We start from the raw sequence: 20,140 nt of genomic DNA on the forward strand, positions 1-20,140 counted from the left end.
CGGCGCACCGGAGTTTTCGGGACCCCGGGCTGGTGCGGGGGCCCCGGGGTCAGGACTGCTCGTCCTGCTTCTTCTCCTTGATGCGCGCCGTCTCCTTGCGGACCTCCGCCTGGGTGGCGCGCTCCTTCTCCAGCCACTCGGGACTCTCGTCCCGCAGCGCCTCGATCTGCTCGGTGGTGAGCGGCTCGGTGATCCCGCCGCGCGCGAGACCGGCGATGGAGACTCCCAGCCGCGCCGCGACGACCGGGCGGGGGTGCGGGCCGTTGCGTCGCAGGTCCTGCAACCACTGGGGCGGGTTCGCCTGGAGTTCGTTGAACTCGGCGCGCGAGACGACACCCTCCTGGAACTCGGCGGGGGTGGCAGGGAGGTACACACCCAGCTTCTTCGCCGCGGTGGCGGGCTTCATCGTCTGGGTGTTCTGGTGCGACGTCATGGAGTCCAGACTATCGGCCGCGCACGAGACCTCCGACCACAGTGGGTAACCTTGGCGCGTGACAGACTCGCCAGTATCCCCCTCCTTCCGGCTCGCGTACGTCCCCGGGGTGACGCCCGCCAAGTGGGTGCGGATCTGGAACGAGCGCCGGCCGGACATCCCCCTGGAGCTCCTCCAGGTGACCGCCACCGAGGCATCCGACGTGTTGCGCGAGGGGGCCGCGGACGCCGGGTTCGTACGACTGCCGGTCGACCGTACGGTCTTCAGCGCGATTCCCCTCTACACGGAGACGACGGTGGTCGTGGTCCCCAAGGACCACGTGATGACGGCGGTCGAGGAGGTCACCCTGGAGGACCTGGCCGACGAGGTCGTCCTCCACCCCCTCGACGACGTCATCGGCTGGGAGCAGCCGCCCGGCGAACCGGCCTTCGAGCGACCGGCCACCACGGCGGACGCGATCGAGCTCGTGGCGGCGAACATCGGCGTCCTTGTCGTCCCGCAGTCCCTCGCCCGCCTCCACCACCGCCGCGACCTCACCTTCCGCCCGCTCACCGACGCTCCGCAGTCCGAGATCGCCCTGTCCTGGCGGGAGGACGCGACGACGGACCTGGTCGAGGACTTCATCGGCATCGTCCGGGGGCGGACGGTCAACAGCTCACGGGGCCGCACTCAGCCGGAGCCGGAGCGCAAGCAGACAGCCGAGAGGGGCGGCGGACGCAAGCCGTCGGGCACCGGAAAGGGCGGCACGGGGCGGGGGGCTTCCGGCGCGGCGAAGGGCTCCCGCGGCGGGTCCGGCCGGTCGGGCGGGTCCGGCGGCTCCAAGGGCGCGGGCGCGCGCCGGGGCAAGCCCAAGCGCCGGGGGTAGTGCTCCCCCCCCCGGGGGGCAGGACGCCGTGGCCGGGGTTCCACGGTCGCGGCCCGCACGTACTCACACGCTCGCGGCCTGCCCACCCGCAGGTCTGCCGCCGGCCCGGCGCGCCACCTCAGGCGCTGGACCCGCCGGAGTCGTCGGCGAACACCTCGGCGGCCCCGAAAGCCACTCCCGCGAACCGTTCCCCGATCCGCCGGTGCGTCGCCGCGTCGGGATGCAGGTCGTCCGGCAGCGGCAGCTCGGCCGAGTCGTCCTCGCCGTACAGCTCGCGCCCGTCGAGGTAGTGCAGGTTCGGGTCCTCGGCGGCCCGCTGCTTCACGATCCGGGCCAGTTCCTCGCGGATCACCTGAAGGGTCAGCTTCCCGCCGGCGCGTTCCGCCGGGTCGCCCAGCGTCCTGAACCGCAGTCGGCCCTCACCGAGCTCGCTGACGTCCGGGAAGCAGGGACCCGGAGTCTCCTCGTGCATCGGGCACAGGATGGGCGAGACGACCAGCAGGGGAGTGTCCGGGTGGCCCTCGCGGATCGTGTCGAGGAAGCCGTGGACCGCGGGGCCGAAGGCGCGCAGCCGCATCAGATCGTGGTTGACGATGTTGATCCCGATCTTGAGGCTGATCAGGTCGGCGGGAGTGTCCCGCACCGCCCGCGCGGTGAACGGGTCGAGGAGCGCGCTCCCGGCGAGGCCCAGGTTGATCAGCTCCACGCCGCCCAGCCTCGCGGCGACCGCGGGCCAGATGGCCGTGGGGCTCGCCGCGTCGGAGCCGTGGCTGATGGAGCTGCCGTGGTGCAGCCACACCCGTCGGTCACCGCGCGGCGCGGGCTCCACCGGTGCGTCTGTGCGCAGGGCGATCAGCTCGGTGGTCTCGTTGTGCGGCAGCCATACCTCGACGTCCTTGACCTCGCCGGACAGTCCGTCGAACCGGACGGTGCCGGGCGGTCCGGGCCGGACCTCGGACGTCCCCTCGGTCATGTCGACGGTGATGAGGTTGCCGCCGCGCACACTGCCCTGCCCGGCCGGCCGGCCGTCGACGACCAGGTCGTACAGCCCGTCGGGCCGGGGCGGCGCGCCGACGTAGGCCCGCTTGGTCGGCAGGGTGTCCAGCTCCAGCGCCGTGGCCCGGGTGCGGAAGGCCAGCCGTACGCCGGAGGGCTGGGACTCGGCCATGGCGAGCTGGTCGTCGGTGTTCTGGGCGCGGGCCCTGGCCGGCAACCGGTGCGGCAGCACTCCGCGCTCGGTCTGTTCCACGTCGAGGGCGCCGCGCAGCAGGTCGGCGGTGACGGGGGTGGTGATCCAGTCGTGCATGTTCCTCAGCCTGTCGGTCGGTCAGGAGGTGGGCCAGTTGCGCAACAGCGAGTCCAGGGCGTCCAGGATCCGTGTCCATGACTCCTCGGAGTCGGGGGAGCTGTGGCTGAACCCGCCTGCCCCCTCCAGGCTCGCGTAGCCGTGGAAGGTGCTGCCCAACAGCCGTACGGCGTGGGTCTGGTCGGGTTCGGGCAGGTCGTAGCCGCGCAGGATGGCTCGCATCATCTGGGCGTGCCGTACGCCCGCGCTGGCGGCGGCGGTCTCGGGGTCGAGCCTCAGCCGGGCGGCCGCGGCACGGCCCGGGTGGGCGCGGGCGTAGTCGCGGTAGACGTGCGCGAAGGCGGTCAGGGCATCCTTGCCCGCCCGTCCGGCCACCGCGTCGGCGGAGAGATCGGCGAGCTCCTCAAGGGCGAACAGGGCGATCCGGGTCTTGAGGTCCTGGGAGTTCTTGACGTGCGAGTACAGGCTCGCGACCTTGACGTCGAACCGCCGGGCCAGTTCCGAGACGGTCACCCGCTCGAAGCCCACCTCGTCGGCCAGTTCCGCGCCCGCCCGGACCAGTCGCTCCGTGGTCAGCCCTACCCGTGCCATAGCCGTCCTCTCGTCTGTCAGACTCGATTATGCGTTTGCCTAAAGCTTTTAGGCAAACTAGCGTGGAGTTATGGAACCGCTGACCGAGCAAGAGATCCGTGCCGCCTTCGTGAACTGCACCAAGGGCGCGGCGAAGCGGCTGGCCGTGCCGCGTGACCTGGCCGACCGGCCGTGGGAGGACCTGGACTACCTCGGCTGGCGCGATCCGCAGGCCCCCGACCGCGCCTACCTGGTGACCGTCCTGGACGGCCGTCCGACGGCCCTCGCGCTGCGCGGTTCGACCGCCGGCTCCGGCCAGGCGCGGCGCGGCATGTGCTCGATGTGCCTGACCACCCACTCCGGCGGCGTCTCCCTGATGGTCGCGCCGAGGGCGGGCAGGGCGGGGCAGCAGGGCAACTCGGTCGGCGCGTACATGTGCGACGACCTGGCCTGCTCGCTGTATGTGCGGGGGAAGAAGGACGCGGGCGCCGGTGCGCGGCTGCACGAGACGCTCACCCTGGACGAGAAGATCCGGCGGACGGTGACCAACCTCGCCGCCTTCGTCGCCAGGGTGACGGGCGCCGTGTGAGGCGCCCGCGCCCTCGGTGAGTCCGCTCGGAGGATCAGGAGACGTACGTCGCCTGCTGTGCCGTGTTCACCACCGTCCGGCCGTTCGCCTGGGTGAGCAGCCCGGCCGCCACCCAGGAGTCCACCGTCGACCGCACCCGGGCGACGAGCGCGTCCTTGCCGGCGAAGGGCGCCCCCGCCCAGATCTCGTCGAGCAGTGAAGTGGCGTCGGACTTCACGGGGTTGGTCACGCCGGAGTCGACCCCGCCGAAGACGACCCGGGGCTCCGCACGGCGGAAGTAGGCGTGGGTCGGGTCCTCGGTCCCCTCGTGGAAGGGGGCGAACTCGGTGCCGTTCAGGGTGAAGTGGAGGGGTTTACCGCTCACCGGGGTAAGGGTCGGCAGCAGATCGCCGGACAGGGCCGCGTCGGTGTAGAGCCCGAACCTCAGGTAGCTGGTGGCCGAGTTGCGGGCGACCAGGTTGACCGGACCGTAGAACAGGGTCTGCAGGGTCGGATCGTCCAGGGCCTTCTCGACGCGCAGCCGGAACGGCACGGTGACGCGGACGACGTCCCCCGCCTTCCAGGTCCGCGTCACCGTGAAGTACGACCCGGCGACCGGAGTCCCGCTCACCGCGCCGCCGTTGACGGTCACCCGGAACCCCGCGGTGGCCCACGACGGCACCCGCAGCTTCAGGGCGAAGGCCGCGCCGGAGCCACCGAAGGTGAGCGTGGTGCCCTGCTCGCTCGGGTAACGGGTGGTCTGAGTGACCGTCACACCCTTGTCGGCCCAGTCGAGTCGGGACGGACTGTAGAGGTTGACGTACAGCGCGCTGCCGTCGGCGGCCTTGAAGTACACCGAGTCCTGGTACTTGGTGGCGCTCTCCATGCCCGTGCCCTCGCAGCAGGTGGTGCCCTGCTTGGGCGTGTAGTCCCGCACATGACCGGGTGTCAGCCCGATGAAGTAGGTGACCAGCGGCTTCTCCGTGTCGGGCTTGTCCTGCTTGGAGCCGAGCACCTGGTTGTAGAGGGTCCGCTCGTAGTAGTCCATGTACTTCGGGGTCTGCTCATGGAAGAACAGCGTCCGGCTCAGCTTCAGCATGTTGTACGCGCAGCACGTCTCCGCCGTCGCGCCGCTGATCGTGCCCGCGATCGCCCCGGAGGCCTTCCAGAACTCCCCCGTGCTGGTGCCGCCGATGCCGTACATCCGGACCGGGACGACCATGTCCCAGAAGTTGCGCGCCGCGGTGAGGTAGCGCTGCTCGCCCGTCGCGTCGTACAGCCTCAACAGACCCGTGAAGATGGGGATGTGCTGGTTGGCGTGCAGCCCGTTCAACGTGTCGGTGTTCGCGGCGCACGCGTCGATCAGCTTGTCGAGGTCGAACAGGCGGGCCAGCGCGAGGTGTTCGGCCTTCCCGGTGAGTGAGTGGAGGTCGACGATCGCCTCCACGATGCCGCCGAACTCCCCGCTGGAGAAGAGGCCCCACATCCGCTGGAGGGTGGCCTCGGGGAGCACGGACAGCCGGGAGTACATCCAGTCGCCCATGCCCGACGCGAGGTCGAGGGCGCGGGCGTCGTCCGTGGCGGTGTACGCGTCCAGCAGGCCCCGCAGGATCTTGTGGGCGGTGTAGTAGGGCGCCCACACCTTCGTGTAGTCGCTGCCGGTCATCGACTCCAGCTGGATGAACTGCGTCTCCGGGTAGGCCGCCAGGAACCCGGGGTGGCTGGGGCCGCCCCACGTCCGGCGCAGGGTCGCGGTCAGGCCGCGGCCCGAGGCGTCGGCGAACGTGCCGCCGGTGGTCTCGAAGAAGTCGTACGACGCCAGGTCGCCGCGTCCGGCGGCGGTGGCGGAGGCCCGGTTGCCCTGCAGGGCGGTGATCTCGGCGGCGCTCAGCGCCCGGGACCAGATGTTGAACTCGTCGAAGGCACCCGCGAAGACGGGGTCGCCCGAGTAGTGGGAGCGGCCGAGCCAGTGGTGGGCCAGGGTGCCGAGCGCCGCCGGGTTCAGGCTCATCGAGGTGTTCGTCGCGACGGCCGTGCCGTTGACATAGAGGACGCCGGTCGTGCCCGCGATCGTGACCGCCAGGTGGCTCCACCGGTCCAGCGGCAGCGCGGTCGTGCCGTTGAGCCCCTGTTCGCCGCCTGCCCCGCTGCCGGTGATGGCGAAGCGGGGCACGCCCGAGCCGTTGCGGGCGGCCAGGTACAGGTACTTGGTGGTGTCGTTGCCGAAGTCGAGGACACGGGCCCAGTCGTCGGCGTGGGTGGGCTTGACCCACGCCGACAGGGTGATCGCGGAGGCGCTGCCGAGTACGGCCGTCGGCAGGTCGACGTACTGGTAGGAGCCGCGCACGTTCTCCTGGGCGCTCCCGAACCGCCCGGTCACCGTGAGCATCCTGGGGTCGGCGCGCAGGGCCGAGCGGACCGCGGTCAGCGCGCTCACCATCGTCGCGATCCGGTCGGCGAAGACCTGCTCGCCGGTGCCGGCGTACGCCTGCGACAGCATGGTCAGGAAGTGCCCGGTGTAGTGGCCGCGGAGGTTGCCGTTGGCCTCGCCGTCCAGCCCCTCCCAGCCGCCGGGCGCGACCGCGCCGCCGGTGGCCAGGCCGGCGTTGGCGCGGAAGACCTGGAGCAGCCGGTTCACGTCGTAGCCACGCGCATGATCGAGCATCAGCTCGCGTTTGTCGGCGAAGAGGCCCGGGCCGAGGGCGACTTCGTCGAGGGCGAAGGGCTGGGCGGTCCACACGGGCGGTGCCTCCGAAGCTGCGGCTGCGGCCCGGCCGGTTGCCGCGTCGGTGATCGCGGGAGCCGCGGCCGCGAGGGCGGCGACCTGAAATAGGGATCGTCTGGAGAGGGGCGGTGCCATGGGGGTGCTCCTCTGCGAAGTCGCTCACGTCAAGAGAGTGGCCGGTATATCGAACGGTGTGCGAGTTATCGACCAGACGATAGGGAGGAGGCGGGTGGGGGTCAACGGGTCTGGAGCCGTCAGTTCCAGTCGGACGTTCCCGATCGACGGTGCCGCCCATGAGCTGGGCGAACGGTGCTGGTGGACGGGGCCCTGAACGCGCCCGCGTCGGTCACCAGGGCGAGGGCGCCCGCCTCGCCCGCATCAAGACCGACCGGGACCAGGACAACGTGCTCCGCCTGAACCAGAAGTGCGCCAGTCGGGTTCCCGGGACCGGAGCAGCGAGGAAGACCACGAGCGCCCATGGTGACGACCCCCATCGCCCCGGCCGGGCCGTCGTCGACGCTCGTCACGGCCGGCCCAGCAGGGCGACGGCCATCGAGCCGGCGTGCTCCCTGCGGGCGTGAACCACGGCCGAGCCGGCACCGAGACCGCCGCACGGGGAGCGGCCGTAGAGGGGATCCTGGAGCCGGGGGACCGGACGCCGACCCGTCAACTCCGGCCCCGAGCCAGCCAGTCGAGGGCCGCCCGCGCCGTGAACTCCTCCTGGCCTCCCCGCAGGAGCAGACCGGCGCGGGCGAGCTCCGGGGCGTCGGCCTGGGCCGCGACGTACGGGATCGCGATGCAGCGCATCCCGGCGGCGTGCGCGGCGGCGGCACCCGGCGCGGCGTCCTCCAGGACCACGCAGTCGGCCGGTTCGGCGCCGATTCGGCGGGCCGCCTCCAGGAAGACGTCCGGCGCGGGCTTGCCGTGGGCCACCTCGTCGGCCGAGACGGTCGTACGGAGATACGCGTCGAGGCCCGTCCCGGCCAGGATCGCGGCGATGGCCGCCGGTGAGGAGCCCGAGGCCACGGCCATCGGTACGCCCTCACCGGCGAGCAGCTCCACGAACTTCCGCATCTCGGGGTACACGCGCGTGGCGGTCCGGGCCAGCTCCAGATAGCGCCGGTTCTTGTCCGCGAGCAGCTCCGGTACGGACGCCCGCAGTCCGTACCGCGACTTCCATCGCGCGACGGTCTCCCGCGTGCTGATCCCGACGTACCGCTCGTGGTCGGCCCAGGTGAAGTCGGGGACGCCGTGCTCGGCGAGGGTCTGTCGACCTGCTTCGTAGTAGTTCGGCTCGCTGTCCACGAGCGTTCCGTCGAGATCGAAGATGACCGATATGCCGCTGAGCCTGCTCATGGCGTCCAGGATGTCAAAGATCAACTCCGGGCAGCGCGCCCGACCGACTCCACCAGCGGCAGCAGCCGGTGGGGGACCCGCTCCCGCAGCGCCACCTCGGTGCGGGTCCGTACCACTCCCGGCAGGCTGATCACCTTCTGGATCACGTCCTCCAGATGCGCGTTGTCCCGCGCGACGACCCGCGTCAGCAGATCCCCGCCACCCGCGATCGAGAACGCCTCGACGATCTCCGGCACGGCGGCCAGCGCGTCCCCCACGTCGTCGAGCCGCCCCTGGGTCACCTCGATGTGCACGAACGCCAGCACCGGATGCCCGAGCGCGGCAGGCGAAAGCGAGGGCCCCGTCCCGGTGATCACACCGTCCCGCTCCAGCCGGTCCAGCCGCGCCTGCAAGGTGCCCCGCGCGACCCCGAGGATCCGCGCGTACTCCCGCACACTGGTCCGCGGCTGCTCCAGCAGCAGGCGCAGGATCCGGGTGTCGAGCTCGTCCACGGCCATGCCGTACGGCCTCCTCGCGCATGGTCCTTTGGCCCGTCGATGGATGCCCCAGGACCGCCTCTGCTGTACCAATGGCCCAGCATATTCGACCTCGCTTGAGCCGACAGCGGCAAGGATGCTGCAATGAGCCCGTCGATGGCGCTGCGGACCCCGCGGCGCCTTTTCCATGCCGGTGTGCGAGGGATGCAGGGGGCGGTACGTGCTGAAGAGGGTGTTCATGGCGCCGGATCCGGGCCGGGTCCGGCTGCGCTTCGCCGCGCGGGCGGTGCTCGGCATCGGCCTCGCCGTCGTGGTGTGCGGCCTCGCGGGCCACTCGCTCGCCGGGGCCGTCACCGGCGGTCTCGCCGCGCTGCTCGCCCTGTTCACCGTCACGGACGCGACCGTCCGGGGGCAGGCGCTCACCACCGCGCTGCTGCCCGTCGTCGGCCTTCCCGTCCTCACCGCCGCGGCCGAGCTCCACGACCACCCCGTCGCCCGGGACCTCACCTTTCTCGCCGTGGTCGGCGCGGGCGGGTACGCCCGGCGGTGGGGCCCGCGCGGACACAGCCTCGGCGTCTTCGCGTTCATGACCTTCTTCGTGGCGCAGTTCCTGCACGCGACCACCGACCGACTGCCCGAGCTCCACGCAGCCGTCCTGCTGTCCGTGCTCACCGCCGCCGCGGTCCGCTTCGGCCTGTGGTGCTACGAACGCCGACTGCCCCCGGCCCCCGTGCCCGCGCCGCCCGACGGCACCGGCCTCGCCCGTGCGACCACCCGCCAGGCGGTCCAGGCCATGGCCGGGGCGGGCTTCGCCCTCGTCGTCGGCCAGCTCGTCTCCGGCCAGCGCTGGTACTGGGCCGTCGGCGCCACCTGGTGGATCTTCGTGAACACGACCTCGCGCGGCGAGACCCTGGTGCGCGGCTTCCGTCGCGTCCTCGGCACGGTGATAGGCATCGGTCTCGGCCTGCTCGTCGCCGTACCGCTGCACGGGGCACCGGCGCCCACGGCCGTCCTCGTCGCCGTCTGTGTCTTCGGCATCTTCTACTCGGCCGCCGTCTCGTACACCTGGATGATGCTCTGGGTCACCCTGCTCGCCGAGTTCCTCTACGGCCTCCTCGGCGTCCTGAACCCCGGCCTGCTGGCGCTGCGGTTCGCGGAGACCGGCGTCGGCGCGGTCGGGGCCGTCCTCGCGGTGCTGTTCGTCCTGCCGATCACCACCCACAGCGTCACCGACGCCTGGATCCAGCGCGCCCTGCGCTGCGTCCACACCTGCACCGCCGAGGCCGCGGCCCGCCTCGCGGGCCGGCCGGGCACCGACCCGGCCGGCCGCGTGAGCGAACTCGAGCAACTGCTCGGCCGGGTCCGCCTCTCGGTGGCCCCGCTCGTCCACCCCCTCAACCCCATGCGGGGCCGCAAGCGGCGCGCCCGCCGTGTCCTCGCCCTGCTCGACGACTGCGCCCGGGAGATCCGGGGCCTGGTCACCGTCGCCGCCGACCCCGAGGCCTCGCACGACACCCGCCTGACCACCGCGTGCCGACGGGTGGAGGCCGCGGTGGAGGCCCTCACGGGCGGCAGGGACTTCCCGGTGTCGGACCGTCCGCTCGCCGAGGAACCGGCACTGGCCCATCTGCACGGACTGGAACGGGCGCTCGCGGAGCTGGCGGCGCCCCTGCGGACGCCTACCGGCTCACCACTGGTGGGAGCCTGAACCCAGGCCACCCCGGCGGCGACTCCCGATGAAACCAGGGTTGGTCTAGACCGGTGCTGATCGACTGCTACCGTCGCCCCGAGCGGCACAGACCGAGAGGGGACGACGGTGGCAGAAAGCGGCGGACGGCGACGGGCCTGGATCGGGTCGTTCACGGCGGCGGGAGGCCCCGGCATCGTGACGGCGGCGGTGACCCCGGGCACGGGTGCGCTGAAGGTGCTGAGCGGTCTGAACGGCGTACCCGATCCGTCGTATCTGGCCCTGTCGGCCGGCGCGGACGTGCTGTACGCGGTCAGTGAGACGGCCGACGGCGCGGTGGCCGCGTACCGGGTGAGCGGCGACCGGCCCCAACCGGCCGGCCCGTCGGTGGCGGTGGACGGGAACGGACCCACGCACCTCTCCGTGCACGCCGGACACGTCCTCACCGCCAACTACGGCTCCGGCAGCGTCACCACCCTGCCGCTGCGCCCCGACGGCTCCCTCGCCGGCGCACCCTCCGGCGTCCTGCGGCACATCGGCTCGGGTCCCCACCCGTCCCGCCAGCAGGGCCCGCACGCCCATCAGGTGCAGCCCGACCCGAGCGGGCGGTGGATCGTCAGCGTCGACCTCGGCACCGACTCCGTACGGGTGTGCACCCTGGCGGACGGCGCGCTCGACATACACCGCGAGGTCGCCCTCCGCCCGGGCTCGGGCCCGCGCCACCTGGCCTTCCACCCCGACGGCACGCGCGCGTACGTCCTCAACGAGCTCACCCCGACCCTCACCGTGTGCCGCTGGGACGCCGAGGAAGGTTCGCTGAAGCCCCTGAGCGAGGTCCATGTGCTGTCGGGCGCGCCTTCGGGCGACGCGTACCCGTCAGGCGTCGTCACGTCCCCCGACGGCCGGTTCGTGTGGACCGCGACCCGGGGCGAGGACGTCCTGTCCACGTTCGCCGTCGAGGGCGACGCCCTGCGCCTGGTCGGCACGGTCATCTGCGGCGGCCGCTGGCCCAGGGCTCTCACGGAGTCCGGCGGATTCCTGTACGTGGCGAACGAACGTTCCGGCGAGGTGACCTGGTTCGCCGTGGACCCGGCGACCGGCCTGCCCAGGTACGAGGGCTCGATCGACGTCCCGGCCGCGTCCTGCGTGATCTTCGACTGATCCCCGACTCCGCACGCCGAAGGGCCCGCTCCGAGGGATGGAGCGGGCCCTTTCGGTGGCGCGGTCACGGCGCGTGCGCTCAGCGCACGGGGGCGCCCTGTGCCTGCTGCGGGGCGATGCCCAGCGCGGTCGTGTACTTGGCGAGGACGAGCTTGCCGATCGCCGGGTAGGGGCCGAGCGGCTCGGCGGCGGAGCAGCCGGCCTCCTTGGCGGCCTCCTCGATCACGGCGGGGTCGATCTCCGGCCCTATCAGGTACGGCGCGAGAGCCAGCTGCTGCGAACCGGAGGAGCGCAGCTGATCGGCGATGGAAGCGATCGAACCGTCCTGGTCGAGCGCGGCGGCCATCACCGGTACGGCCAGCCGCGCGGCGAGCAGCATGCCGGTGATCCCGGCCGCCTGCACGGCCTCCTCGCCGCCCACCGCGCCCAGGATGATGCCGTCCGCGGCGGTCGTCACGGCGAACAGGCGAGCGCGGTCGGCGCGGGCCAGCCCGGCCTCCGACAGACGTACGTGCAGCGCCTCGGCGAGCAGCGGGTGCGGGCCCAGCACATCCGTGAGGTCGGCCGCGATCCGGCTGTCCATCACGGCCTGGCGGATCCGGCGCAGCAGCGAGCTGTCCGGCCCGGCGAGCAGCGGCACCACGACGGCGACGGGACCCTCGGGCTCCCTGACGTCCACTCCGGCGGCCTTGGCCTGCTCGTAACGGGCGGTGCGCTCACCGGCGGTGTGGGCCAGCACGGCCTGGAGCGTGGGGAACTCCGAGTCGTCCCCGTCCAGGTAGCCGATCCGCGCGTCGAGGCCGGGCAGCTCGGAGCGGGCGATGCTCACGACCTCCTCGGCGAGACCGCGCGTGGCCGCGCCGGGCGTACCCGGCACCGCGAGGACGAGCGCGGGCGCGCCCTCGGGAGCCGCCAGCGGCTCGGGTCGGCGGTGCCGCCCGGGCTGGCGAGGTCGCGGCATTCGTACTGGCAGGCCGGACGCGGGCCCAGTGGGGGAGCTCATGGCGACGCATGTTACTGGCTTCCTGGGCTTCCCTGTTCGGGGAGGGTGCAGGTGAGCGGTATCCGTCCGGTTTTGTCTGATGAGTTACGTCCGCTTCAGCCCCTCTTTGGGGTCACCACGTACAACATCGCCTCGTCACACGGCAGGGTGAGCGAACCCGACGCCAGTTCTGTGGCGATCTGTACGGATCCCTCCAGCGGCCCGCCCGCCGCCGGCACCCGCCGCGCGCCCGGCAGCAGTCGCTCCAGCTCCTCGTCCAGGGGTACGACGAGGGCGGCACCCATCCTGAACAAGCCACCGGTGAGGCTGACATGCGTCTCGCCCGCCGCCGGACAGACCGCGGCCGCCGACTCGGCCATGTGCCGGGCCGCCTCGCGCAGGATCCCCCCGGCCACCGGGTCGCCCTCGGCACCGGCCGCCGCCACCTGGGGCGCGAAGGAGGCGAGTACGGCGGGCCGGTCCGTGCGCGGGTAGAGCCTGCCGGGCAGCTCCCGCACCGGCCCGAACGACTCCTCGGCACGGACCAGCAGTGCCGCCGAACCCCCGGGCCGCCCGTCGTGGGCACGCAGAGCGGCTTCCAGGCCGGCCCGCCCGATCCACGCGCCGCCCCCGCAGTCGCCCAGCAGATGACCCCAGCCGTCCGCCCGGCGCCAGGACTTGAGATCGGTGCCGATCGCGACGAGACCCGTACCGGCGGCGACGACCGCACCCGGACGCGGTCCGAGAGCGCCGGTATAGGCGGTCACCGCGTCGGCGACGAGCGCGACGGACCGGACCCCGAACTCCCGCTCCAGCGCGGCGGGAAGCTCGGCCCGCAGGGCATCGCCCAGGCTCGCGAGACCGGCCGCCCCGACGACGGCGGTGCCGAGCCCGCTCAGCCCCGCCTCGGACGACAGCGCCCGGACCATGGGCACCAGTTGCTCCATCAGATGCCCCGGATCGATGCCGCGCGGACCTGTCCGGACCGGCACCGGCGACTCCCGCGGGGCGGTGGTCCCGCGACCGGGGGTGCCGACGACGACCCGCAGGCCGGAGCCACCGGAGTCGACGGCGAGGAACCCGTCCCCGCAACCGCGGTCGGCCGCCATGAGGGAGGCCCCCCTCCTTCCCGATGACCGGCCGATGACCGGCCGCGTGATGCGCGCGGGCGCCCCGACCGGCTCGAAGAGCTCGATGCGGAGGAAGAATAGCGCCTGCGCCAGGGCCGGCGTGTGGAGGCTTCCCTGGGCATGCGGGGCATCAGTGTGTGCCAGTAGAGTGACGCGCCGTGGCACCACGACCCTTGTATGAACTTGTCGAAGCAGGCTGGGCGAAGGCTCTTGAACCTGTGGCCGAACGTATCGCGGGCATGGGGGACTTCCTCCGGGCCGAGATCGCGGCGGGCCGGACCTATCTGCCGGCCGGGGCCAACGTCCTGAGAGCCTTCCAGCAGCCCTTCGACGATGTCCGCGTCCTGATCGTGGGCCAGGATCCCTATCCCACCCCGGGAATGGCCATCGGGTTGAGTTTCGCGGTGGCGCCCGAGGTGCGGTCCCTGCCGGGGAGTCTGGAGAACATCTTCCGGGAGATGCACTCCGACCTCGGGCTGCCGAGGCCGTCGAACGGTGATCTGACGCCGTGGACCGAGCAGGGCGTGCTGCTGCTCAACAGGGCGCTCACGACGGCCCCGCGCAAGCCGGGCGCGCACCGCGGGCAGGGCTGGGAGGAAGTCACCGAACAGGCCATCCGGGCGTTGGCGGCGCGCGGGAAGCCGCTGGTGTCGATCCTGTGGGGCCGTGACGCGCGCAACCTCCGTCCCCTGCTCGGCGACCTCCCGGCGATCGAGTCGGCCCACCCCTCACCGATGTCGGCGGACCGTGGCTTCTTCGGCTCGCGCCCGTTCAGCCGGGCCAATGACCTGCTGGTCGGCCAGGGGGCACAGCCGGTGAACTGGCAACTGCCGTAGTACGACGCCGTCGTCCCTCCGGGGCTTGACGTTCCTCGGCGGTGAGGCTCCACCCCACCTGTGACGCCAGGCTGTCACGTCAGGACGAGCTCCAGGACGGTGACGGACAGCGGCGGCACGGTGCTGGTGAAGCTCGCCCCGGCCCCGGTGACGGTGCTCGTGCTGGGCACGAGCGCGGCCGGGTCGCTGAGGGTGTTCGTGGTGGTGCGCGAGGGGCCGGTCAGGACGGTGGCAGTGGCGTTCTTCCTGACTCCCTTGGCCAGGCCCTTCAGTTCGACCGGCACGCTCACCTTCTCCGTACCGGAGTTGACGACCGCGACGTAGAGGCGGTTCCCGGCGCGGGTGGCCACGGTGGCCAGGCCTGGCAGCGCGCGTGCGGTGGCCGGCAGCACGGTGTCGCCCACTCTGCTCGTGAGCATCTGCTGCGCCCAGTAGCTGGGCGACACATAGCTGGTCAGGTTGTCGTAGGCGATCAGGTTGGTCGCCCAGACGTTGTTCTTGACGTGGGAGAACAACGGCGCGTAGCACTCCATGAGGACCTGGTCCGAGTTGCGGATCAGTCCGGCCAGCCAGGCGGCGTCGCCCAGCGCGGCGTTGAGGTCGGGGGTGGGGCGGCCCTCCTGAGCGGCCCATTCACCGACGAAGACCTTCGTCGAATCGCGGTCCCTGTTGTCGTACTTGTGGGTGGCGGCCTGCGCTGCGGACGGCGCGAGGTAGTAGTGCTCGTCGATCAGGTCCGGCGTGCGGCTCGTCACCGTTGTCGAGGCGATCAGCTTCAGGTGCGGGTACTTCGCCTTGATCGCGTCGTGGAACGCGGCGAACCGCTCGTCGTAGGAGCCGGAGGAGTCGAACCAGTCCTCGTTGCCGATCTCCACGAACTCCAGCGGGAACGGCTTCGGGTGGCCGTCGGCCGCACGCCGGGCGCCCCAGGTGCTGGTGACCGGGCCCGTGACGTACTCGATCTCGTCGAGGGCGTCCTGGATGTACGGCTCGAGCGCGTCGCCGGTGACGTGTTCGCCCTTGAGCGCGTAGCCGGCGAAGACGGCGAGGACCGGCTGGGCGCGCATGTCCTCGACCCACTCCAGGTATTCGAGGAGTCCGAGTCCGTCCGTGGACCAGTAGCCCCACGCGTCGTCCATGTGGCCGGGGCGCTCCCAGACCGGGCCGATGGTGTTCTTCCAGTTGAAGCGGGTCGCGACGGTGTTGCCCTCCAGGAAGTTGCCGCCGGGGAAGCGCAGGAACTTCGGCTTCAGAGCTACCAGCTTCTCCATCAGGTCGACGCGCAGGCCGTTGGGGCGGTTGTTGTAGGTGGGCGGGAAGAGGGACACGTGCTGGAGCCACAGGGTCTCGCCCGCCGCGGCGGGGTCGGCGGTGGTGACGGTCAGTCTCGCGTCGCCGGTGACGGGGGCGCCCGAACCGGTGCGCAGGGTCAGTTCGAAGGGGCGGTCGGGGAATGCCGTACCGAGGTGGGGGATCCGCGCGGAGGCGTACACCGTCGCGCCGTCCGCCGACTCGACGGCCACGGTGAGGGGGCCGATCCGGCGCGACGCCTTGGCGAACAGCCGCGCGGTGTACGTGGTCCGGGGCCGCACGGGTATGCCCCAGAATCCGTCGTTGGCCACCCCGGCCCGGCTTCCGGCGCCGGTATCGCTCGGCAGCACGACCTTGAGGGAACGCTTGAGGACGTCGTTGAGGGGCGTGGTGGCGTCGAGAGCGAGGGCTGTCCCGCCTACGGCGGACCAGTGCACGGGCGCGGTGTCGTCGGCCATCATCGAGCGGTTCTGCACCAGTTCGGCGTAGATGCCGCCCTCGCCGGAGTGGTTGATGTCCTCGAACATCAGTCCGGGGAGGATCGGGGAGACGGCGTGGGCGGGGTGGGCGACGTCCACGCTCAGCAGCGGTGTCGTGGTCTCCACCGGCACTCCGGCCAGCGTCGCGACCTGGTCGGAGGTGAGCGCGCTCGGGAACAGCTGGACGTCGTCGATCAGGCCGTGCCACTGGTCGACGTGCCCGCCGCCGTAGAGGGCCCGGCCGATGGCGGTGTCGCCGGTGCCGGCCCAGCCCGCGGTGTAGGCGGTCTCGCCTTCCAGTACGCCGTTGACGTAGAGGCGGGTGACACCGGCCGCGGGGTCGCTGACGCCGGCCAGGTGGGTCCAGACGCCGGCGGTGGGGGCCGAGGCGGCGGCAGCAACGGCGGCGTTCTGGGTGGCGTCCGAGTCGAGGCGGGCGAAGGCGAAGGTGCCGGTGTCGTCGCGCAGCCCCAGGTAGAAGGAGCTCACGACCTTGCCGTCGATGCTCACGGCGGTCTGGTAGCCGCCCAGTTGGCTGAGGTTGACCCAGGCGGCCACCGAGAACGCCCTGGAGGTGTCGACGACGGGCCCGGACGCGGTGGCGTTGCCGCCGGCTGTGAGGCTCAGGCTGTGGGCGCCGACCTTGCCGGTGTCCCAGGCGGCCGCCTCCTGGAGCGTGGCGTTGTGGCCGTTGCCGGACGAGTCGGCGGCGGAGGTACCGGAGCCCTCGTCGAAGCTCCAGTGCGCGGCCGCGGCGGGGAGGTCTACGGCAGCCGCGTCCGCGCTCGGGCCGGAGCGTTCGGCGGCCGAGGCGGGAGCGGAGGCGGCGAAGGTCCCGGCCAGGGACGCGGCACCGAGGGCTGTCAGGACGGTCCTGCGGGACGGTCCGGGGTGCGAGGGCATGCGGAAGTTCCTTTGTTCAGCTGTTCATCGGACGAATCGAGGGGCGGTCGAGAGTGGCCGCGGGCCCGTCGGTGGGGAGGGCCGACGGGCCCGCGATGACTCCGTCATCCGGTCAGGGGGCGATGTTCCACTGCTGGCAGGCGTTGTCGAGCTGCTGCCACTGGCGGACCGCGGTGCCGTTGGCCGTCCCGCAGTTCGCCACGTCCAGCGTCATCCCGGTGTTGACGTTGGTGAGGGTGTAGTGGCTGCCGACCTTGGTGACGTCCCACTGCTGGCAGGTGTTGCCGAGCGAGGCCCACAGCTGGACGGCCGTGCCGTTGCTCTGTCCGCAGTTCTTGTCGTCCAGGACCGTGCCGCTGTTGACGTTGCTGATGGTGTAGTGGCCGTTGCCCGCGCTGGCGAACTTCCACTGCTGGCAGGTGTTGCCGAGCGAGGCCCAGATGTCGATCGACGTCCCGTTGGCGGTACCGCAGTTCACCGCGTCCAGGACCTTGCCGGAGTTGGTGTTGGTGAGTCGGTAGGCGGTGCCGGCGACGGGGAAGCTCGCGGCCGGGGTGGTGTAGTTGACGGAGGTGATGTTGGCCTGTACGGCGTTGTCGGCGGCGTCGGTCGGGTAGCCGGAGGTCATGACGCCCTCGAGGAAGGAGCCGTCGGAGCCGTTGCTGTCGTCACCGCCGGTGCCGAGGACGATGGCGCCCTCCATGTGCATCGGGGTGTACCCGCCGAGGTTGGGGAGGGCCCCGTTGTACCAGGTGGTCAACGATCCCGATTGCGCGTTGCCGCCCTTGATCGCGTACGTCGTCGTGCCGTTGTTCTTCTCCAGGGCGGTGACGAACTCGCTGGAGTTGCCCTTGTTGTTGGTGTTCGAGCCGTTGCCGCCGGCGAACAGACCGTTCTCCAGGTCGGCCTGGACCCACGGGCCCGACCCCGAGCAGGGCGAGAACCAGCACTCCGTGCCGAAGTTGATCGCGTCCATGTGGCCGTTGCCGGTGTCGTTGCCCGACGTCTCGGCGTTGCCGTAGTCGAAGCAGCAGCGGTTGTTCACATGGTGGCCGCTGGTCACCATGTACGCGCCCTCGGGGGAGCTGCCGGTGGCGATACCCGTGGTGCTGTTGTCGCGGTAACCGACGCCGGCGGAGACGAAGACGCCGTACGCCGCGTGGCCGCCGACCGTGACCGGCAGTGCGTCGGCGATCGCGCCGACGTCCTGGCCGCCGTTGCCGCCCGGCCCCTCGATGGTCAGGTCGTTGTGGTTCGCGCTCTGGTCGTAGATCTTGGTGATGACGCAGGTCGTGCCGGAGCAGAAGGAGTCCTGTGCCGCGGCGTTGGCGTAGCCGCCGGCGCTGAGGACGCCGATGTTGGTGGTCGCGCCGTCCGAAGCACGCTTGACCTGGTAGAGGGAGCCGTTGTACGAGGCGTAGAGCGCCCGAGTGGTGCTGTGCGCCGCGGCGCACGGTGTCCCCGCGGACGCGTAGATGTCGCAGGGCAGGGACGAGGCGGCCTGGGCCGTGCCCGCGACGCCGACGATCCCGGCGAGGATCCCCCCGACCAGGGTGAGGACCGCGCCCACCGTCAGCAGGAGCCCTCTCAGGCGTCGGCCTGTCGCTGGAGTTTTCACTGTGAACCTCTTCCGTCGTCGGTTCTTGTCTCGTCCGGCGCCGCAGGCTCCGGGAGACTCGATGTGGGCGCTAACAATGCGAACCCGCGGGTGTCGTCACTCGATCGAGCGGCACGGGAAGGGTGATGGGGAGAAGGCCGGACTGGGCACTGCGTTGGCCGTTCGGTGCCGCTCGGAGCATCACGGCAGGTCAGAGCAGTGGATTGAGGCGGTCTCGCGACCTGTGGGGGTGCCGTTCTCGCGTGGTCGGCGAATGAACGATCGGTTCCGCGCCCCGTCTTTTTACGGCCGTATGAATAGCGGGTCAACACCGTCGAACAGTCAAGAGTGCGGAAACAAAACCTGTGCAGTCTGTTTACCCGGGTGTGTCACCGCACCGGAAAGGATCTTGATGGGTGAGGTGACTGCAGGTCAGATGGGATGTGGCGCAAGGCATAGGGGTCGCAAAAAGGCGAAGGTGAGGGGTCGGGGCAACCTTGACCCCCGCAGATTGTGTGCGCTAACAATTCGGCACGACGTGCTCCTCCCACCGGAGAAGCAATCGGTCGGAAGAATCTGACGGCGCGTGAGGAGGCGGAGCATGGACGGGGATCGCGCACCGGTGATGGCGGACGTGGCCCGGATCGCCGGTGTCTCGCACCAGACCGTCTCCCGAGTCCTCCACGACCACCCGAACGTGCGGGCCACCACCCGGGAGCGGGTGCTCGCAGCCGTCCGCGAACTCGGCTACCGGCCCAACGCCGCCGCCCGCACCCTGGCGACCCGCCGCACCCGCACTCTGGGTGTGATCAGCTTCAACACCACGCTGTACGGCCCGGCCTGCATGCTCTACGGCATCGAGCAGGCGGCCAGACAGCACGAGTACTTCGTCACCGTGGCCGCGGTCGGCACACTCGACCGGCGTTCGGTGCTGGACGCCGTCGACCGGCTGCGCAACCAGGGCGTGGAGGGCATCATCGTCATCGCGCCGCAGACCGCGGCGGTGGGCGCACTGGCGAACGTGCCTCCTGACGTACCCCTGGTCGCGGTGGGCTGCGGCACCCACACCGCGCTGGCCTCGGTCGCCGTGGACAACGAGGCGGGTGCCGAACTCGCCACCTCCTATCTGCTCGACCTCGGCCATCGCACGGTGCACCACCTGGTCGGGCCGCGTTCCTGGCTCGACGCACAGGAGCGCGAGGCCGGCTGGCGCGCCGCCCTGGAGAAGCGGGACGCTCCCGTGCCCCAGGCGCTGGCCGGCGCCGACTGGACGGCCCGTACCGGATACGAGCACGGCCGGCGGATCGCCACCGACCCCGAGGTCACCGCGGTGTTCTGCGCCAACGACCACATGGCCCTCGGCCTGCTGCGGGCCCTGCAACAGGGCGGGCGCCGAGTGCCCGAGGACATCAGCGTCGTCGGTTTCGACGACATGCCGGAGACCGAGTACTTCGGCCCGTCGCTGACCACCGTCCGCCAGGACTTCGACGAACTCGGCCGCCGCGCCCTCCGCGCGCTGATCGAGATCGTCGGTGATCCGGACGCCGGGATCCCGGCGTCCGGGGACAGACCCCACATCGTCATACCGCCCAGCCTCGTGGTGCGGACCTCGGCGACCCGCCCGCGACACCGAACGGAAAGCCCGACATGACAGCCCCCCGCTGACGCTCCACCCCAATGCCCTTGCCGGCACAGCCTGTTGTGAGCCGCGTGCCGTACGGAGTTCCGCCGCCCGCCGACCGTGAGGGGTCGGCC

At 71.6% G+C, this 20,140-nt stretch carries 17 protein-coding genes; 7 read left to right on the forward strand and 10 right to left on the reverse strand.

Translation table 11 applies throughout. The annotated features are described in order from the left end of the window. Positions 1–49: 49 nt before the first annotated feature. Complete coding sequence (locus ABZT93_RS37480) at positions 50–433, reverse strand: DUF5997 family protein (RefSeq protein ID WP_356113099.1); 384 nt, start codon at positions 431–433, stop codon at positions 50–52. Positions 434–491: 58 nt separating this feature from the next. Here ABZT93_RS37480 and ABZT93_RS37485 point away from each other — a divergent pair, with 58 nt between their 5' ends. Then, a complete protein-coding gene (locus tag ABZT93_RS37485) occupies positions 492–1,298 on the forward strand; it encodes a LysR family substrate-binding domain-containing protein (protein WP_356113101.1) in 807 nt (268 codons plus the stop codon). A 118-nt stretch (positions 1,299–1,416) separates the two neighbouring features. Here the strand turns inward: ABZT93_RS37485 and ABZT93_RS37490 are convergent, their stop codons facing one another. Both ABZT93_RS37490 and ABZT93_RS37495 read right to left on the reverse strand, forming a co-directional pair. Then, positions 1,417–2,604: a GDSL-type esterase/lipase family protein gene (locus ABZT93_RS37490; RefSeq protein ID WP_356113103.1), complete on the reverse strand. Its 1,188-nt coding sequence runs from the start codon at positions 2,602–2,604 to the stop codon at positions 1,417–1,419. Positions 2,605–2,625: 21 nt separating this feature from the next. Next, the gene (locus tag ABZT93_RS37495) at positions 2,626–3,195 is read right to left on the reverse strand and encodes a TetR/AcrR family transcriptional regulator (protein ID WP_356113105.1); all 570 of its coding nucleotides are present in this window, start codon (positions 3,193–3,195) and stop codon (positions 2,626–2,628) included. Between the two features lie 70 nt (positions 3,196–3,265). Here ABZT93_RS37495 and ABZT93_RS37500 point away from each other — a divergent pair, with 70 nt between their 5' ends. Continuing rightward, positions 3,266–3,763, forward strand: coding sequence for an FBP domain-containing protein (locus ABZT93_RS37500; protein WP_356113106.1), 498 nt, complete (start codon positions 3,266–3,268; stop codon positions 3,761–3,763). A gap of 34 nt (positions 3,764–3,797) precedes the next feature. On the opposite strand, the gene ABZT93_RS37505 is transcribed toward ABZT93_RS37500, so the two are convergent. Then, positions 3,798–6,602 carry a beta-L-arabinofuranosidase domain-containing protein gene (locus ABZT93_RS37505; protein ID WP_356113108.1) on the reverse strand — a complete coding sequence of 935 codons (2,805 nt, stop codon included), beginning with the start codon at positions 6,600–6,602 and terminating at the stop codon, positions 3,798–3,800. A 158-nt stretch (positions 6,603–6,760) separates the two neighbouring features. Between ABZT93_RS37505 and ABZT93_RS37510 the strand changes: the two genes are divergently transcribed. Beyond that, positions 6,761–7,048: a hypothetical protein gene (locus ABZT93_RS37510; protein WP_356113110.1), complete on the forward strand. Its 288-nt coding sequence runs from the start codon at positions 6,761–6,763 to the stop codon at positions 7,046–7,048. A gap of 85 nt (positions 7,049–7,133) precedes the next feature. Here the strand turns inward: ABZT93_RS37510 and ABZT93_RS37515 are convergent, their stop codons facing one another. Further along, positions 7,134–7,823, reverse strand: coding sequence for an HAD family phosphatase (locus ABZT93_RS37515; protein WP_356113112.1), 690 nt, complete (start codon positions 7,821–7,823; stop codon positions 7,134–7,136). Between the two features lie 20 nt (positions 7,824–7,843). After that, a complete protein-coding gene (locus ABZT93_RS37520) occupies positions 7,844–8,320 on the reverse strand; it encodes an Lrp/AsnC family transcriptional regulator (protein WP_355749639.1) in 477 nt (158 codons plus the stop codon). Positions 8,321–8,519: 199 nt separating this feature from the next. On the opposite strand from ABZT93_RS37520, the gene ABZT93_RS37525 reads away from it, so the two are divergent. Both ABZT93_RS37525 and ABZT93_RS37530 read left to right on the forward strand, forming a co-directional pair. Beyond that, a complete protein-coding gene (locus ABZT93_RS37525) occupies positions 8,520–10,007 on the forward strand; it encodes an FUSC family protein (RefSeq protein WP_356113114.1) in 1,488 nt (495 codons plus the stop codon). Positions 10,008–10,115: 108 nt separating this feature from the next. Then, a complete protein-coding gene (locus ABZT93_RS37530; protein WP_356113116.1) occupies positions 10,116–11,147 on the forward strand; it encodes a lactonase family protein in 1,032 nt (343 codons plus the stop codon). Between the two features lie 79 nt (positions 11,148–11,226). On the opposite strand, the gene ABZT93_RS37535 is transcribed toward ABZT93_RS37530, so the two are convergent. Then, positions 11,227–12,150: a hypothetical protein gene (locus ABZT93_RS37535; protein WP_356113118.1), complete on the reverse strand. Its 924-nt coding sequence runs from the start codon at positions 12,148–12,150 to the stop codon at positions 11,227–11,229. A 95-nt stretch (positions 12,151–12,245) separates the two neighbouring features. Then, complete coding sequence (locus ABZT93_RS37540; RefSeq protein WP_356113119.1) at positions 12,246–13,238, reverse strand: BadF/BadG/BcrA/BcrD ATPase family protein; 993 nt, start codon at positions 13,236–13,238, stop codon at positions 12,246–12,248. A gap of 179 nt (positions 13,239–13,417) precedes the next feature. Here ABZT93_RS37540 and ABZT93_RS37545 point away from each other — a divergent pair, with 179 nt between their 5' ends. After that, positions 13,418–14,095, forward strand: coding sequence for a uracil-DNA glycosylase (locus ABZT93_RS37545; protein WP_356113121.1), 678 nt, complete (start codon positions 13,418–13,420; stop codon positions 14,093–14,095). Positions 14,096–14,169: 74 nt separating this feature from the next. Here ABZT93_RS37545 and ABZT93_RS37550 read toward each other — a convergent pair whose 3' ends face one another. Together ABZT93_RS37550 and ABZT93_RS37555 are read right to left on the reverse strand one after the other, a co-directional pair. Then, entirely contained in the window at positions 14,170–16,788 is a 2,619-nt protein-coding gene (locus ABZT93_RS37550) for a LamG-like jellyroll fold domain-containing protein (protein WP_356113123.1), read from the reverse strand. A 112-nt stretch (positions 16,789–16,900) separates the two neighbouring features. After that, positions 16,901–18,406 (reverse strand): arabinofuranosidase catalytic domain-containing protein, encoded by a 1,506-nt coding sequence (locus ABZT93_RS37555; protein ID WP_356113125.1) that lies wholly within the window; start codon positions 18,404–18,406, stop codon positions 16,901–16,903. 580 nt (positions 18,407–18,986) lie between these two features. Here ABZT93_RS37555 and ABZT93_RS37560 point away from each other — a divergent pair. Beyond that, the gene (locus tag ABZT93_RS37560; RefSeq protein WP_356113127.1) at positions 18,987–20,036 is read left to right on the forward strand and encodes a substrate-binding domain-containing protein; all 1,050 of its coding nucleotides are present in this window, start codon (positions 18,987–18,989) and stop codon (positions 20,034–20,036) included. Positions 20,037–20,140: the final 104 nt, after the last annotated feature.

The organism is Streptomyces sp. NPDC005303, assembly GCF_040607335.1.
GTDB lineage: Bacteria > Actinomycetota > Actinomycetes > Streptomycetales > Streptomycetaceae > Streptomyces.

Bases quoted from the DNA above. Each gene is read 5' to 3' on its own strand.
- ABZT93_RS37560 (WP_356113127.1), top strand. From the start codon at position 18,987: ATGGACGGGGATCGCGCACCGGTGATGGCGGACGTGGCCCGGATCGCC.
- ABZT93_RS37515 (WP_356113112.1), bottom strand. From the start codon at position 7,823: ATGAGCAGGCTCAGCGGCATATCGGTCATCTTCGATCTCGACGGAACG.
- ABZT93_RS37535 (WP_356113118.1), bottom strand. From the start codon at position 12,150: ATGAGCTCCCCCACTGGGCCCGCGTCCGGCCTGCCAGTACGAATGCCG.
- ABZT93_RS37480 (WP_356113099.1), bottom strand. From the start codon at position 433: ATGACGTCGCACCAGAACACCCAGACGATGAAGCCCGCCACCGCGGCG.
- ABZT93_RS37540 (WP_356113119.1), bottom strand. From the start codon at position 13,238: ATGGCGGCCGACCGCGGTTGCGGGGACGGGTTCCTCGCCGTCGACTCC.
- ABZT93_RS37550 (WP_356113123.1), bottom strand. From the start codon at position 16,788: ATGCCCTCGCACCCCGGACCGTCCCGCAGGACCGTCCTGACAGCCCTC.
- ABZT93_RS37500 (WP_356113106.1), top strand. From the start codon at position 3,266: ATGGAACCGCTGACCGAGCAAGAGATCCGTGCCGCCTTCGTGAACTGC.
- ABZT93_RS37520 (WP_355749639.1), bottom strand. From the start codon at position 8,320: ATGGCCGTGGACGAGCTCGACACCCGGATCCTGCGCCTGCTGCTGGAG.
- ABZT93_RS37490 (WP_356113103.1), bottom strand. From the start codon at position 2,604: ATGCACGACTGGATCACCACCCCCGTCACCGCCGACCTGCTGCGCGGC.
- ABZT93_RS37505 (WP_356113108.1), bottom strand. From the start codon at position 6,602: ATGGCACCGCCCCTCTCCAGACGATCCCTATTTCAGGTCGCCGCCCTC.
- ABZT93_RS37510 (WP_356113110.1), top strand. From the start codon at position 6,761: ATGAGCTGGGCGAACGGTGCTGGTGGACGGGGCCCTGAACGCGCCCGC.
- ABZT93_RS37495 (WP_356113105.1), bottom strand. From the start codon at position 3,195: ATGGCACGGGTAGGGCTGACCACGGAGCGACTGGTCCGGGCGGGCGCG.